This is a genomic window from Rhodanobacter sp. FW106-PBR-R2A-1-15 (genome assembly GCF_058789735.1).
Map to the genome: position 1 here is coordinate 117,626 of NZ_JBYTEM010000006.1, position 14,121 is coordinate 131,746.

The window sequence follows — 14,121 nt, forward strand, 5'->3', positions numbered from 1 at the left end:
CACGAAAACTAAATAGCGGCTATCCGTGGCCGCACAGTTGAAACAAGTGCGTTCATCGGTGAACGCGAAGATCAAAAAACGGCCATTCGTGGCCGCACCATTCAATTAAGAGTTTTTTCTTGAACAAAGTTGTTGCCAGCTCGAACAAGGTCAACCTGCTCGACTTCGATCGCCAGGGTCTGCGTGATTTCTTCACGCAGATCGGCGAGAAGCCGTATCGCGCCGAGCAGGTGATGAAGTGGATCTATCACGACCTGGAAGACAACTTCGAGAACATGACCGACGTGGGCAAGGCGCTGCGCGCCAAGCTCACCGAGGCCTGCACCATCGGCGCGCCGAAGACGTTGCTGGACAAGGTGGCCACCGACGGCACGCACAAGTGGCTGCTCGGCATGGACAGCGGCAACGCGATCGAGACGGTCTACATCCCCGAGCCGACCCGCGGCACCTTGTGCGTCTCTTCGCAGATCGGCTGCGCGCTGAACTGCCAGTTCTGCTCGACCGGTGCGCAGGGCTTCAACCGCAACCTGTCCACCGCCGAGATCATCGGCCAGGTATGGGTGGCGGCGAAGTACCTGGGCAACGTCACCCACCAGAACCGACGCATCACCAACGTGGTGATGATGGGCATGGGCGAGCCGCTGGCCAATTTCGACAACGTGCTGAAGGCGATGAAGCTGATGCGCGACGACCTTGGCTTCGGCCTGGCGGCGAAGCGCGTCACGCTGTCCACCGCCGGCCTGGTGCCGCTGATCGACCAGTTGTCGGATGCCATCGACGTGTCGCTGGCGGTGTCGCTGCATGCGGCCAACGACGAACTGCGCACCGAGCTGATGCCCATCAACAAGCGCTATCCGCTCGCCGAGCTGCTGGCGGCTTGCCAACGCTGGATTGCGCGCAAGCCGCGTACCTCGATCACCTTCGAGTACACCTTGATGCAGGGCGTCAACGACCAGCCCGAGCATGCCCGCCAGCTGATCAAGCTGATGCGCAAGCTGCCGACCTGCAAGGTCAACCTGATCCCGTTCAATCCCTTCCCGGGCACCCAGTTCAAGCGTTCGGCCCCGGACGACATCCACCAGTTCCAGACACAGCTGTTGAATGCCGGCGTGCTGACCATGCTGCGGCGTACCCGCGGCGACGACATCGACGCCGCCTGCGGCCAACTGGCTGGGCAGGTCGCAGACCGCACCCGGCGCAGCGCCAGCATCCGCAAACGGCAGGACGAGGGGGCAACGCATGCGATTTGACCGGGCCGTGATCTTCAGCCTGCTGTTGCCGCTGGCCGGCTGCGTCACCACGCACTCCGACAGCAGCTCGCTGGGCAAGAGCATGCCGCAGAGCAGCAAGGCGGACCAGGCGGAAGACGCCGCGCGGATCCACACCGAGCTGGGCCAGCGCTACATGGCCAACGGCGACCTGCAGACCGCGCTGGAAAAACTGACCAAGGCACTGCAGTTCGACCCCAACTACGCGCCGGCGCATACCGTGATCGCGGTGCTGTACGAGCGCATCAACAAGCTGCCTGAAGCCGAGCAGCATTACCGCAAGGCAGTGGCGCTGGAACCGGCCAAGGGTGCACCAAACAACAACCTCGGCGTGTTCCTTTGCCACACCGGCAAGATCGCCGAGGCGAACCAGTATTTCCAGAAAGCCGTCGCCGACCCGTTCTACCAGACCCCCGACGTGGCCCTGACCAACGCCGGCGTCTGCCAGCTGCGCGCCAACGACATCGCCGGGGCCGAAGCAAGTTTTCGTGACGCCATCGCAAGAAATCCAGATAATGCGGAGGCACTCTTCCAGCTTGCCAACACGCTTTATCTGCACAAGGATGCATTTCGCGCCAGGGCTTTCCTTCAGCGGTACGATGCGCTGGGCAAGTCGACTGCCGCGTCGCTCAAGCTAGGCCACGACATCGAAACCCGACTGGGCAACCTGGAAGGTGCCCGTTCTTACAGCAAGCGATTGCTCAGCCAGTTCCCGGACTCGGAGCAGGCGCACACCGTAGACACCACTGCCAGCCCATGACCTCCATGCAGCAGTCTCAACCGCCCGAACAGGGCTCAAGTGAGCCAGGGTTGTCCGGTATCAATTTGCCCGACCTGGATGTGGCACCGGCAAACCCCCACACGGTGAGTTTCGGCAGTCGCCTGCATGCGGCGCGTGAAGCCCATGGCCTGGATCTGGAAGCCTGTGCCCATGCATTGAAGCTGCCTGCCCGGGTGCTGCGCCAGCTCGAGCGCGACCAGTACGACGGCATCGACTCCAAGATCTACCTGGCCAGCTACATCCGCAAGTACGGCCACCATCTGGGCATCAACGAGGCGTCACTCCAGGTCGAGCTAGATCGCATCAAGCAGATCGAGCCGCCGCTGGTGGCCACCGGCGGCATCTCTCATTCGCGCTTCCTGCTCGATCGCTACGCCACTGCCGCCACCTACGTCGTGTTGACTGCAGTGATCGTGGTGCCGATGATCTGGCTGGGCGTGCGCGGCACGCTGGATCGTGACCTCAGCCACCTCGCGCCGCTGGATGCCGCTCCGGTTGCCCAGTCGGAAGCCCCCGCCACCCACGCCGCCGCGCCCGACGTGGCGGCCGCGGCTCCGCAAACGCCGCCCAAGGCAGAAGCTCCGCAGGCGCAGGAGCAGCCGCTACTGGCCTCGATGGCGCCGTTTCCGAACCTGGATAACGCCAGCCTGCCGTCGGTCAAGCCGGTTGCCTCTGCCGCGAGCAGCGAAGCGGGCAGCCACAGCCTGAGCCTCAACCTTTCCGCGGCGAGCTGGGTCGAAGTGACCCGGGCCGACGGCACCCGGCTGGAATACGGCCTGCTTCCGGCCGGCAGCAACAAGTCCTATCGCAGCGACCAGCCGTTGGATGTACGCATCGGCAACGCCAGCGGCACCCAGGTCAGCATCGACGGCAGCGCGATCGGCCTGGATGATTTCCGGCACGCCAACGTGGCTCACTTCCGCCTGCAGATGCAGGACGGCAAGGCCTCCGCAGCCAGCCTCTGATCGCCATCGCGGGCCGCTGCGTGCGGCCCATATCGGTTATGCTTGCCCACTTGGTTCGCTCGGCAACGAGCGGGCGCAAGCGGCTTTTCCTCTGGTTACCACACTGGCCTGTGTTCGCGTCTGCGCGGGTGGCCTCTTGAATGGTGATTGCATGGCATTTGAAGAATACGACAAGTACGAACAAAGCGAGCTGGTGCAGAAATGGCTGCGCGACAATGGCATGTCGATCGTTGTCGGCATCGCGATCGGCCTGGTCGGCATCTTCGGTTGGCAACAGTGGCGCAACCATCAGGCCCGCAACGAAGGCGCGGCCTCGCAGATCTATCAGCAGATCCAGATCGCGCAGGCATCCGGCAAGCCGGATACCGCCTCGCAGCTGACCGACCAGCTGATGAAGGATTACGCCAAGTCGCCGTTTGCCGTGTTCGCCGTCAGCGAGCGAGCCAGGCAGCAGGTGCAGGCCGGCCAGCTGGACAAGGCCGAGTTGTCGCTGGAGTGGGCCGAGGCCCATGCCGGCGCCCCGCCGTTGAAGTCGCTGACCTTGCTGCGCATCGCGCAGGTGGAACTGGCCCGCGACCACGGCCAGCAGGCGCTGACCACACTGGATCGCATCCCGGCCGACAGCTACCAGGGGTTGGTGCAGGAACTCCGCGGCGACGTACTGGTCAAGCTTGGACGCTCCGATGAAGCACGCAAGGCCTACCAGACGGCCCTGACTGCACTGGGCGAGGAAGCGCCGCAACGCGGTGCCTTGCAGATGAAACTCGATGATCTGGCCATGGCCGGGAAGCAGGGTGCATGAAACCTGAAATGATCAAACGTGCCTTGCTGATCACGCTGGCTTCGCTGGTGACGCTCACCGGGTGCCATTCGTTCAAGAAGGAAAATGTCCAGCCGCCGACGCCGCTGGCCAAGGACTTCAAACCGACGGTGCAGGTTACCCGCCTGTGGCGCAGCAGCGTGGGCGATGGTGCGGGCACCAGCGGCGTGCGGCTGCGCCCGACCGTGGTCGACGGCGTGCTCTATGCCGCCAGCACGGACGGCAAGCTGGTGGCGCTCGATGCCGCCAGCGGCAAGAGCCTGTGGTCGAAGAGTTCGCGCACCCACGGCTGGTTCGGCTGGGGCGACAAGAAGCGCAAGGACGCCACGTACGCCGGCGGCCCGGCGGTCAGCGGCGACCTGCTCGCCGTCGGCACGCTGGACGGCCACGTCTATGCCGTGAATGCGAAGGACGGCAGCCCCCGCTGGGACGTGGCGGTGAGCAGCCAGGTGCTGGCCTCGCCGGTGATCGTCGGCGACATGGTCGTGGTGCGTACCGGCGATGGCCGCATCTACGCGCTGGACGCCGCGACCGGCCAGCGCCGCTGGGTCTACGACCAGGGCACCGTGCCACTGCTCAGCCTGCGCGGCAACGGCCCGCTGCTGGCGGCCAACGGCGTGCTGTTCTTCGGCAGCGACGACGGCAAGCTGGTCGCCCTGCGCCAGGACAACGGCGCAAAACTGTGGGAACAGAAACTGGCCAGCGGCGAAGGCCGTACTGAAATCGATCGCCTGAACGACGCCGATGGCGCGATCCTGCTGGACGGCAGCACGCTCTACGGTACCGCCTATCACGGCAACCTCGTGGCGGTCGACGGCCCCAGCGGCAGGCCGTTGTGGACGCACCCGTTTTCCAGCTTCGAGTCACCGGCGGTCAACGATCATGCGGTCTACGGCGTCAACGACGCCTCGGTGGTATGGGCATTCGACAAGAATGGCGGCGCCGACATGTGGAAGAACGACGCGCTGAAGTACCGCTGGCTCACCGGCCCGGCCGTGCAGGGCAACTACGTCGTGGTCGGCGACCTGGAAGGCTACGTGCATTGGTTGCAGACCGGCGACGGCGCGCTGGCCGCCCGTGAACGGCTGTCGAAGAAGGCGATCCGCGCGCAGCCGCTGGTGGTGGGCGACACCGTGTACGTCGAGGACGTCGAGGGCCGCATCGGCGCCTACCGTCTGTCCGCGCACTGATCGCCGGAACAAAGTACTTCCCATGCTGCCCGTCGTCGCACTGGTTGGTCGTCCGAATGTCGGTAAGTCGACCCTTTTCAACGTGCTGACGCGCAGCCGCGACGCCCTGGTGGCCGACATGCCGGGCGTCACCCGTGATCGTCACTACGGCATCTGCCGCACTGGCGAGCGGCCATTCGTGGTGGTCGATACCGGTGGCCTGTCCGGTACCGAAGACACCATGGACGTGCTGACCGCGAAGCAGGTGCGCCTGGCGATCGCGGAAGCGGATGTGCTGGTGTTCGTGGTCGACGCCCGCGACGGCCTGTTGCCGCAGGACGACGCGATCCTGGCCGAACTGCGGCGCAGCGGCAAACCGATCGTGGCAGTGGTCAACAAGACCGACGGCCTCGACGAACAGGCCGTGATGGCCGAGTTTTTCGCCTTCGGCATCGGTGCCACCTTGCCGTTGTCGGCGGCGCACAACCGCGGCACCGACGATTTTCTGCGCGTGCTGTTGCCGCTGCTGCCGGCCGATCGGGAGCCGGCCGCGGAAACCGAGGGCGAGGACGGCAGCATCCGCGTGGCCATCGTCGGCCGTCCGAACGCCGGCAAGTCGACCCTGATCAACCGCCTGCTGGGCGAGGAGCGGCTGATCGTCTCCGACGTCGCCGGCACCACCCGCGATCCGATCCGGGTACCACTCGAACGTGACGGCAAGCGCTACACGCTGATCGATACCGCCGGCATCCGGCGCAAGGCGCGGGTCGAGGAGGCGGTGGAAAAATTCAGCGTCATCAAGACGCTGCAGTCGATCGCCGCCGCCCAGGTGGTGGTGCTGATGATCGATGCCCGCGAGAACCTCGCCGACCAGGACCTCACCCTGATCGGCTACGCGATCGACGAGGGCAGGGCGCTGGTCATCGCAATCAACAAGTGGGACGACATGGACCCGTACCAGCGCGACGAGTGCCGCCGCGCGCTGGATCGCCGGCTGGTATTCGTCGACTGGGCCAAGCAGGTGCAGATTTCCGCGCTACACGGCTCGGGCCTGCGCGAGCTGATGCGCGCGGTGGTGCGCGCGCATGCATCGGCGACCAGGGAGCTGGTGTCCTCCGACCTCACCAAGGCACTGGAAAAGGCTTACGAGAGCTATCAGCCGCCGCTGGTGAACGGCCACGCGCCGAAGCTGCGCTTTGCGCATCCTGGCGGCACCAACCCGCCGACCATCGTCATCCACGGCAGCCGCACCAAGCACATCGCGCCGGCCTACCAGCGCTACCTCGAAAACTTCTTCCGCAAGCGCTACAAGCTGGAAGGCACGCCGATCCGGATCGTGTTCCGCGAAGGCGAGAATCCGTACGCTGGGCGCAAGAAGGTGCTGACCAAGGAACAGCAGCACAAGGCAAGACGCCGGCGTAGCGAGCTGATCAAGCGCACCCGCTGAGAGCCTGTTTGCGACCTCCGGATGCCTACGCCGTTTGTGCGCATCGGGTGCAGCCCGGATAATGGCGAATCTCGCAGCCAGGGCTTTCCCATGAACGCACGCATCCTCGACGGCAAGCGCATCGCACAGGAACTGCTGGAGCGCGTCGGTGTGCGCGTCGCCGCCAGGGTGGCGCAGGGGTTTCCCGCGCCGGGGCTGGCGGTGGTGCTGGTGGGCGACGATGCGGCATCGGCGGTCTACGTGCGCAACAAGCGCAAGGCCTGCCAGCAGGTGGGCTTCCGTTCGTTCGGCTACGACCTGCCGGCCAGCACCAGCCAGGAAGCACTGTTCGCCCTGATCGACCGGCTCAACGCCGACCCGGACGTGCACGGCATCCTGGTGCAGTCGCCGCTGCCGGCACATATCGACGAGGATGCATTGGTCGACCGCATCGACCCGAACAAGGACGTCGACGGCTTCCAGGCGATCAACGTCGGGCGCCTGGCCTTGCGCCGTTTCGGCCTGCGCCCGTGCACGCCGAAGGGCGTGATGACCCTGCTCGGCCACACCGATCGCCCGGTGCGCGGCCAGCACGCGGTGGTGATCGGCGTGTCCAACCACGTGGGCCGTCCGCTGGTGCTGGAACTGCTGATCGCCGGCTGCACCACCACCTGCTGCCACAAGTTCACCCGCGACCTGGAATGCCACGTGCGCCAGGCCGACATCATGATCGTCGCTGCGGGCAAGCCGGGGCTGGTGAAGGGCGAGTGGATCAAGCCCGGCGCGGTGGTAATCGACGTGGGCATCAACCGGCTCGACGACGGCCGCCTGGTCGGCGACGTGGAATTCGCCCCGGCCGCCGAGCGCGCCAGCTGGATCACCCCGGTACCGGGCGGCGTCGGCCCGATGACGGTGGCCACGCTGATGGAGAACACGCTGGAAGCCGCCGAGGCGCAAGCCACACTGCGCCGGGTGGCCTGACCTGCGGCTGCCGCCGAATTCAGCCGCCGTCTGGCGAGCATGCCGGCAGGGCGCGTATAATTCCCTCTTTGCAGCGGGACTTTTCGCATGCGCATCCTCGCCGAGGCCCTGACCTACGACGACGTCTATCTCGTTCCGGGCCATTCCGTCGTGCTTCCCCGCGACGTCGACACTTCCACCCGCTTCACCCGCAACCTGCGCCTGAACATTCCGATCGTGTCCGCCGCCATGGATACGGTTACCGAGGCGCGGCTGGCCATCACCATGGCGCAGCAGGGCGGCATCGGCATCATCCACAAGAACATGACCGCCGAACAGCAGGCCGCCGAAGTGCGCCTGGTGAAGAAGTTCGAGGCCGGGGTGATCCGCAGCCCGATCACCGTGGGTCCGGACACCTCGATCCGCGAGGTGCTGCGGCTGACCCATGCGCACAACATCTCCGGCGTGCCGGTGGTCGAGGGCAGCAAGCTGGTCGGCATCGTCACCAGCCGCGACATGCGCTTCGAGCGCAAGCCCGAGGACCCGGTGCGCAACATCATGACCCGCCAGGACAAGCTGGTCACGGTGAAGGAGGGCGCCAGCCAGGACGAGGTGCTGCAGCTGCTGCATCGGCACCGCATCGAGAAGGTGCTGGTGGTCAACGACGCGTTCCAGCTGCGCGGGCTGATCACCGTGAAGGACATCCAGAAGGCGCGCGACAACCCGTACGCCGCCAAGGACAGCCACGAGGCGCTGCTGGTCGGCGCAGCGGTGGGCGTGGGCGGCGACACCGAACAGCGCGTGGCCGCGCTGGTCGACGCCGGCGTGGACGTGCTGGTGGTGGATACCGCGCACGGCCATTCGCAGGGCGTGATCGAGCGCGCCGGCTGGGTCAAGAAGCACTACCCGCAGGTGCAGGTGATCGCCGGCAACATCGTCACCGGCGAAGCGGCCCGCGCGCTGCTCGACGTGGGCGTGGACGCGGTCAAGGTGGGCGTGGGCCCCGGCTCGATCTGCACCACCCGCGTGGTGGCTGGCGTCGGAGTGCCGCAGATCACCGCGATCGACCTGGTCGCCACCGCGCTGAAGGACGAGATCCCGCTGATCGCCGATGGCGGTATTCGCTACTCCGGCGACATCCCCAAGGCGCTCGCGGCAGGCGCGTCCAGTGTGATGCTGGGCTCGATGTTCGCCGGCACGGAGGAATCGCCGGGCGAGGTGGAACTGTTCCAGGGCCGCTCCTACAAGAGCTACCGCGGCATGGGGTCGATCGGCGCGATGCAGCTCGGCTCCAAGGATCGCTACTTCCAGGAAGAGGCCGACGCCGACAAGCTGGTACCCGAAGGCATCGAAGGCCGGGTGCCGTACCGCGGCCCGCTGCGCAACATCATCCACCAGCTGATCGGCGGCCTGCGCGCCTCGATGGGTTACCTGGGCGCGGCCACCGTCGACGACGTGCGGCACAAGGCGCAGTTCGTCAAGGTGACTTCCGCCGGTGTCACCGAGGCGCACCCGCACGACATCCAGATCACCAAGGAAGCGCCGAATTATCGGCTCAACTCGTAATGATCGGAGCCGGGAATCATGTCGGAACCCGGGCTTCCAAACCTTAGTGGCGTCATTCCCGCGAACGCGGGAATCCATCTTGCTCTTGCCACAAAGGCCAAATGGATTCCCGCGTTCGCGGGAATGACGCCGTAGTTGTTTTTGCACATCCCAAGAGTCTGAAAGATGCAAGGCATCCACTCCGACAAGATCCTCATCCTCGACTTCGGCGCGCAATACACCCAGCTGATCGCGCGGCGCGTGCGCGAGTTCGGCGTGTACTGCGAGATCTGGGCCTGGGACCACGACCCAGCCGAGATCGCCGCGTTCGGCGCGAAAGGCATCATCCTGTCCGGCGGCCCGGAATCCACCACGCTGAAAGGCGCGCCGAAGGTCCCGCAGCAGGTATTCGACTCCGGCTTGCCGATCCTCGGTATCTGCTACGGCATGCAAACGTTGGCTGCGCAGCTGGGCGGCGCCACCGAGGCCGCCGATGCGCGCGAGTTCGGCCATGCCAGCGTGGACGTCGTGGCGCCCAGCCGCCTGTTCGACGGCCTCACCGATCATCCGGGCGAGCACAAGCTGGATGTATGGATGAGCCACGGCGACCACGTCTCGAAGGCGCCGCCGGGCTTCGCCATCACTGGCCGTACCGATCGCATCCCCGTTGCGGTGATGGAGAACGAGGCCAGGCGCTGGTACGGCGTGCAGTTCCACCCCGAAGTGACGCATACCAAACAGGGCGGGGCGCTGCTGAAGCGCTTCATCACCGAGATCTGCGGTTGCGCCACGTTGTGGACGGCGGCCAACATCATCGACGACCAGATCGCCCGCGTGCGCGCCCTGGTGGGCGATGACCACGTGCTGCTGGGCCTGTCCGGCGGCGTCGATTCCTCGGTGGTCGCCGCGCTGCTGCACAAGGCGATCGGCGACCGGCTGACCTGCGTGTTCGTCGATACCGGCCTGCTGCGCTGGCAGGAAGGCGACCAGGTGATGGCCACCATGGCTGCTGCCGCCGATCAGCATGGCATGGGCGTCAAGGTGATCCGCGTCAACGCCGCCGAGCGCTACTTCAAGGCGCTGGAGGGCGTGGCCGACCCGGAAGCCAAGCGCAAGATCATCGGCGGGCTGTTCGTGGAGATCTTCGACGAGGAGTCGGAGAAGCTGATTGCCGCCGGCGGCAAGGTGAAGTGGCTGGCGCAGGGCACGATCTACCCCGACGTGATCGAATCGGCCGGCAGCAAGACCGGCAAGGCCCACGTCATCAAGAGCCACCACAACGTCGGCGGCCTGCCGGCGCACATGAAGCTGAAACTGGTCGAGCCGCTGCGCGAGCTGTTCAAGGACGAGGTGCGCCGGATCGGTGTCGAGCTCGGCCTGCCGCGCGCGATGGTCTATCGCCACCCGTTCCCCGGCCCGGGCCTCGGCGTGCGCATCCTGGGCGAGGTGAAGCGCGAATACGCCGAACTGCTCGCCCAGGCCGATGCCATCTTCATCGACGAGTTGCGCAAGGCCGACCTGTACGACCAGACCAGCCAGGCGTTCGCGGTATTCCTGCCGGTGAAGTCGGTCGGCGTGGTGGGCGACGCGCGCGCCTACGAGTGGGTGATCGCGCTGCGTGCGGTGGAGACCATCGACTTCATGACCGCGCATTGGGCACACTTGCCCTATGAGTTTCTCGGCAAAGTTTCAAACAGAATAATCAATGAGTTGCGAGGTGTTTCTCGCGTAGTTTACGATATCAGCGGCAAGCCACCCGCCACGATTGAGTGGGAGTAGTCAAATCAATTGGTTATGTGCAGGATGGGGATGCCGACGATATGCCGGCTTTCTCATATGCTGATCGCAGCGCCATGAAATGACTGAAGAAACGCCCCTTGGCTCAAGTGAATTCTCGGCTGCCGACGAGCAGTTCATGCGCCGGGCGCTGCAACTGGCGGCGCATGCGCGCGATGCCGAGAACGAGGTACCGGTGGGCGCCGTGCTGGTGCAGGGTGGGGAGATCGTCGGGCTGGGCTGGAACCGCAACATCACCCTGCATGATCCGACCGCCCACGCCGAGATCATGGCCATGCGCGCCGCCGGCGAGAAAGTAGCCAATCACCGTCTGTCCGGCGCCACGCTGTACGTCACGCTGGAGCCGTGTGTGATGTGCGCGATGGCCATGATCCACGCCCGCCTCGGCCGCGTGGTCTACGCCGCCGCCGACCCCAAGACCGGTGCGGCCGGCAGCATGTTCGACACCCTGGTGGACGCACGCCACAACCATCGCATCGAGGCGGTCGGAGGCCTGCTGGCCGAGGAATCCGCCGCGATGCTGCGCGAGTTTTTCCGCGCCCGTCGTTGAGGGCTCAGTTGCCGCCGGAAGGGATGTCGGTCGTCGCCAGGGTGCCGCCGGCGGAGCCATCTACGCTGCTGCCCAGCAATTGCAGGTGCAACCCCCAGGGCGACACGAAATCCAGCGCCAGCCGGCCGGCCAGCGGGCCGGACGTCAGCCGATGCGGCGCGCCGCTGACGTCGACGCCCTGGCGGCGCAGCCATTGACCGTCGTGTGTCAGGTCGTCCGTCACGAATCGCACCGTCTGGCCTGCCTGTTCCGGGGCAGCGGCAACGTTCCGCTGATCGAACAGTTCGACGATCGAGCCCGAGTCACAGATCAGCAGGCGCGATGGCCGCAAGCTGCCGTTGACGGCTCTGCCGGCAGTCGACTCGATCGGGCGACAATCCAGCACGTCGGTGAAAAAGGCCACGGCCTGTGGCAGGTCCGGCACGCCGACCCTGGCGTAGTCGTCGCCATACAACGTGGCCGCACCCGCAGGCAGCGCGCCGACCATCATGCCGAGCACAAGAAGCAGCCGCAAAAATAGTGATTTGCCCATGATCCGACGCCTCGATGCGCTGGTGCGCAACGATATGGCGCCGCTCGTGGCCGACGAAACGCCCGGCAGGCGATCGGCGAGTTTCCGTGGATGGACAATCCTCCGAGCACGGCATCGTTCCAGACTGGAAACGGTGCGATCCCGTCCGGATCGTTGATCCGCCGCCGGCGACCCTGATTCTTGCGGCTGTCCGCACGATCCCACGGATCGTGCCGATCCATCCACTTGCGAGGAACCCGGAAATGAAGATGAGCTTCAGCCGCCAGCTACCCTGCCTGCGACGCCGGTTCGGCCAGTCGGACGCCACGGCGCGCAGCGTTCCCGCCGGGAACGCCGCCGCCGGCATCGACCTGCGCCCCGAGGACGGCTACGACTGGTTGCGCCGGATCAAGCCGATCAACACGGCGCAGCGGGCAGGGCGGTAACCTGCTGCTTCATCGCCGCAGCCCCGCGCTCAAAAGAACTCATACTCGACCTGCGCCAGCAAGGTGCGCTGCGGAGCGGCGGAATTGATGCCCAGCAGCAGGCCGACGCGGTATTCGACATTGCCACGCGTGCCCGGCACTTGCCATTCGCCGGTGACCACGGGACCTGCCTGATAGGAGTCGTCGTCCGGCCGGCCATACGCCTCGATGCCGGGCCGGAACGCGGAGGTCAGCGCATAGGTACCCGCGTAGCTGTAGCGGAATTCGGTGTGGTGCGATGCGCCGCCGCCAATCTGGCGTTCCCAGATCAGGTTGACGCGATGATCGAAACGGCCAGCGGTCTTCTCGATCAGTGGGCCAAACTCTAGCTCGCCAGGGCCGCTACCCTTGGGGTGACCGTAGGAGGCGAGCAGGCCAAAGTCGGCCCAATAGCGCCCCGGCTCGGTGAACTGGAACGTGTTCTCGAACTCGTAGCCCACCAGCTTTCCCCGCCCGCCGGGCTCCTTCTTGTACTCGGCCACGTAGATCTCGGGTTTCCACCAACTGGTGAATGTGTGCGCAATCGAAAGCTCGGCCGCGCGCTCGCCGTTGATATCCGCGCGGCCGTCGCTGTAGCCGTAGCCACGCAGCTCGAACTCGGTCTGGGTGGCAATCACGTGCGGCGAGTAGACGATGAAGTCATCCGCGTGCACGAGACTGGCGCCTGCGATCAGGGCGAGGCCGAGGGCCGCGGGGAGGACGCGCCGGGCGCGCCGGGGAAACGAGCGGTTTGCTTGCATGGGAAGTCCTTGGGAGTATCGAGCCACGCAGCCCACTGCCACCGGGCTGCCGCCGACGGAGAATGCGCGGCCGATCGAAACGGATGGGAAGGGATCGATGCCTCGGCAACAGGAAGCCAGGCATGGAGCCAACGGTTATTCCACGATCAGGCGCCCCTGGGCCGTGTCCTGGTGGAAGTCGCCAAAAAAGGCATAGGTACCGGCACGCAGTGGACCGACGTAAACCGTGGCACTGCCGTTGGGCAGAACCAGTTTTTCGCGGTTGAAATCCGTGCTCTCGAATTCCTCGGGCGTCGGATCCTGGTTGTTCACCACGATGCGCACCTTGGTATTGGCTGGCATCCTGATCTCGCTCGGTTGATAGCGATGGTTCTTGATGACCAGCGTGTATTCCGGCGGTTCACTTGCCGCCACATTCCCGGCAGCCAGCAGCAGGACGGTTCCGAGCAGCATCAAAAAACGATTCATCGGCAGGTTTCCTCGTGTTTAGTAAATGCTACTCATTGTTATTTAAGTCGTCAAGAAACCCCGACGACGAAGGTCGGCTCGTGCGGGAGATACGGCATGGATGTGCCCGGGGATGGTGCGTATTGCTTGCGAGGTGACCCTCGACCGCTGCCTGGTCGCCACTGGTGCGAGTTCTACGCTGCCGCCGATCCCCGGCCTGGAGGAAACGCCCTACTGGACCTCCACCGAGGCCTTGGCGAGCGATTCGATACCGCCGCGGCTGGCGATCATCGGTTCCTCGGTGGTCGTCGCGGAACTGGCGCAGGCTTTCGCGCGGCTGGGCAGTCGGGTGACGCTGCTGGCGCGCAGCACCTTGTTCTTCCGCGAAGACCCAGCCATCGGCGAAGCAGTGACCGCCGCGTTCCGCGCCGAAGGGATCGAGGTGCGGGAATACACCCAGGCCAGCCACGTCGCCTATCGGAACGACGAATTCGTGCTCGCCACCGGCGAAGGCGAACTGCACGCCGACCGCCTGCTGATCGCCACCGACCGTCATCCGAATACGCGCGGGCTGGGTCTCATACCAACTTGCGTTCAATAAACTAGATATACTCTTACCATCGCCTGGAAGGGAGATGGCAAGTGAAGACACTGATC

14 protein-coding genes and 1 pseudogene are annotated in these 14,121 nt (G+C 65.4%); 12 read left to right on the forward strand and 3 right to left on the reverse strand.

Features of this window, described 5'->3' with window-relative positions; all coding sequences use genetic code 11:
* The first annotated feature begins 119 nt into the window (after positions 1–119).
* The 10 genes from rlmN to tadA all read left to right on the forward strand — a co-directional run bounded on the left by rlmN (position 120) and on the right by tadA (position 11,281).
* Positions 120–1,250, forward strand: a complete 1,131-nt coding sequence (gene rlmN / locus AC3WTD_RS05495) for a dual-specificity RNA methyltransferase RlmN (RefSeq protein WP_027492518.1) — start codon at positions 120–122, stop codon at positions 1,248–1,250.
* Positions 1,240–2,028 (forward strand): type IV pilus biogenesis/stability protein PilW, encoded by a 789-nt coding sequence (gene pilW, locus AC3WTD_RS05500; protein ID WP_027492519.1) that lies wholly within the window; start codon positions 1,240–1,242, stop codon positions 2,026–2,028. The genes rlmN and pilW overlap by 11 nt, the downstream gene beginning before the upstream one ends.
* A gap of 50 nt (positions 2,029–2,078) precedes the next feature.
* Positions 2,079–3,014 (forward strand): RodZ domain-containing protein, encoded by a 936-nt coding sequence (locus AC3WTD_RS05505; RefSeq protein ID WP_492613146.1) that lies wholly within the window; start codon positions 2,079–2,081, stop codon positions 3,012–3,014.
* Positions 3,015–3,165: 151 nt separating this feature from the next.
* A complete protein-coding gene (locus tag AC3WTD_RS05510) occupies positions 3,166–3,816 on the forward strand; it encodes a YfgM family protein (RefSeq protein ID WP_492613147.1) in 651 nt (216 codons plus the stop codon).
* A complete protein-coding gene (bamB, locus tag AC3WTD_RS05515; protein WP_492613148.1) occupies positions 3,813–5,024 on the forward strand; it encodes an outer membrane protein assembly factor BamB in 1,212 nt (403 codons plus the stop codon). Before AC3WTD_RS05510 ends, bamB begins: the two co-directional genes overlap by 4 nt.
* 22 nt (positions 5,025–5,046) lie before the next feature.
* Positions 5,047–6,450, forward strand: a complete 1,404-nt coding sequence (der, locus tag AC3WTD_RS05520; protein WP_492613149.1) for a ribosome biogenesis GTPase Der — start codon at positions 5,047–5,049, stop codon at positions 6,448–6,450.
* A gap of 90 nt (positions 6,451–6,540) precedes the next feature.
* The gene (gene folD, locus AC3WTD_RS05525) at positions 6,541–7,410 is read left to right on the forward strand and encodes a bifunctional methylenetetrahydrofolate dehydrogenase/methenyltetrahydrofolate cyclohydrolase FolD (RefSeq protein ID WP_027492524.1); all 870 of its coding nucleotides are present in this window, start codon (positions 6,541–6,543) and stop codon (positions 7,408–7,410) included.
* Positions 7,411–7,497: 87 nt separating this feature from the next.
* The gene (gene guaB / locus AC3WTD_RS05530) at positions 7,498–8,955 is read left to right on the forward strand and encodes an IMP dehydrogenase (protein ID WP_492613150.1); all 1,458 of its coding nucleotides are present in this window, start codon (positions 7,498–7,500) and stop codon (positions 8,953–8,955) included.
* A gap of 165 nt (positions 8,956–9,120) precedes the next feature.
* Positions 9,121–10,713 (forward strand): glutamine-hydrolyzing GMP synthase, encoded by a 1,593-nt coding sequence (gene guaA, locus AC3WTD_RS05535; RefSeq protein ID WP_492613151.1) that lies wholly within the window; start codon positions 9,121–9,123, stop codon positions 10,711–10,713.
* A 79-nt stretch (positions 10,714–10,792) separates the two neighbouring features.
* Positions 10,793–11,281 (forward strand): tRNA adenosine(34) deaminase TadA, encoded by a 489-nt coding sequence (gene tadA / locus AC3WTD_RS05540; protein ID WP_027492527.1) that lies wholly within the window; start codon positions 10,793–10,795, stop codon positions 11,279–11,281.
* A gap of 4 nt (positions 11,282–11,285) precedes the next feature.
* On the opposite strand, the gene AC3WTD_RS05545 is transcribed toward tadA, so the two are convergent.
* Positions 11,286–11,843 carry a VOC family protein gene (locus tag AC3WTD_RS05545; RefSeq protein ID WP_235642072.1) on the reverse strand — a complete coding sequence of 186 codons (558 nt, stop codon included), beginning with the start codon at positions 11,841–11,843 and terminating at the stop codon, positions 11,286–11,288.
* 212 nt (positions 11,844–12,055) lie between these two features.
* On the opposite strand from AC3WTD_RS05545, the gene AC3WTD_RS05550 reads away from it, so the two are divergent.
* The gene (locus AC3WTD_RS05550; RefSeq protein WP_027492529.1) at positions 12,056–12,238 is read left to right on the forward strand and encodes a hypothetical protein; all 183 of its coding nucleotides are present in this window, start codon (positions 12,056–12,058) and stop codon (positions 12,236–12,238) included.
* A gap of 29 nt (positions 12,239–12,267) precedes the next feature.
* Here the strand turns inward: AC3WTD_RS05550 and AC3WTD_RS05555 are convergent, their stop codons facing one another.
* Entirely contained in the window at positions 12,268–13,017 is a 750-nt protein-coding gene (locus tag AC3WTD_RS05555; protein WP_027492530.1) for a hypothetical protein, read from the reverse strand.
* Positions 13,018–13,152: 135 nt separating this feature from the next.
* The gene (locus AC3WTD_RS05560) at positions 13,153–13,485 is read right to left on the reverse strand and encodes a cupredoxin domain-containing protein (RefSeq protein ID WP_027492531.1); all 333 of its coding nucleotides are present in this window, start codon (positions 13,483–13,485) and stop codon (positions 13,153–13,155) included.
* 133 nt (positions 13,486–13,618) lie between these two features.
* Between AC3WTD_RS05560 and AC3WTD_RS05565 the strand changes: the two are divergent.
* A pseudogene (locus tag AC3WTD_RS05565) lies at positions 13,619–14,044 on the forward strand (FAD-dependent oxidoreductase); the annotation flags it as partial.
* Positions 14,045–14,121: the final 77 nt, after the last annotated feature.

What these genes read in the sequence shown, in the direction of transcription:
- pilW (WP_027492519.1), top strand. Translation starts at nt 1,240, where the DNA reads ATGCGATTTGACCGGGCCGTGATCTTCAGCCTGCTGTTGCCGCTGGCC.
- AC3WTD_RS05510 (WP_492613147.1), top strand. Translation starts at nt 3,166, where the DNA reads ATGGCATTTGAAGAATACGACAAGTACGAACAAAGCGAGCTGGTGCAG.
- bamB (WP_492613148.1), top strand. Translation starts at nt 3,813, where the DNA reads ATGAAACCTGAAATGATCAAACGTGCCTTGCTGATCACGCTGGCTTCG.
- der (WP_492613149.1), top strand. Translation starts at nt 5,047, where the DNA reads ATGCTGCCCGTCGTCGCACTGGTTGGTCGTCCGAATGTCGGTAAGTCG.
- folD (WP_027492524.1), top strand. Translation starts at nt 6,541, where the DNA reads ATGAACGCACGCATCCTCGACGGCAAGCGCATCGCACAGGAACTGCTG.
- guaB (WP_492613150.1), top strand. Translation starts at nt 7,498, where the DNA reads ATGCGCATCCTCGCCGAGGCCCTGACCTACGACGACGTCTATCTCGTT.
- guaA (WP_492613151.1), top strand. Translation starts at nt 9,121, where the DNA reads ATGCAAGGCATCCACTCCGACAAGATCCTCATCCTCGACTTCGGCGCG.
- tadA (WP_027492527.1), top strand. Translation starts at nt 10,793, where the DNA reads ATGACTGAAGAAACGCCCCTTGGCTCAAGTGAATTCTCGGCTGCCGAC.
- AC3WTD_RS05550 (WP_027492529.1), top strand. Translation starts at nt 12,056, where the DNA reads ATGAAGATGAGCTTCAGCCGCCAGCTACCCTGCCTGCGACGCCGGTTC.
- AC3WTD_RS05555 (WP_027492530.1), bottom strand. Translation starts at nt 13,017, where the DNA reads ATGCAAGCAAACCGCTCGTTTCCCCGGCGCGCCCGGCGCGTCCTCCCC.
- AC3WTD_RS05560 (WP_027492531.1), bottom strand. Translation starts at nt 13,485, where the DNA reads ATGAATCGTTTTTTGATGCTGCTCGGAACCGTCCTGCTGCTGGCTGCC.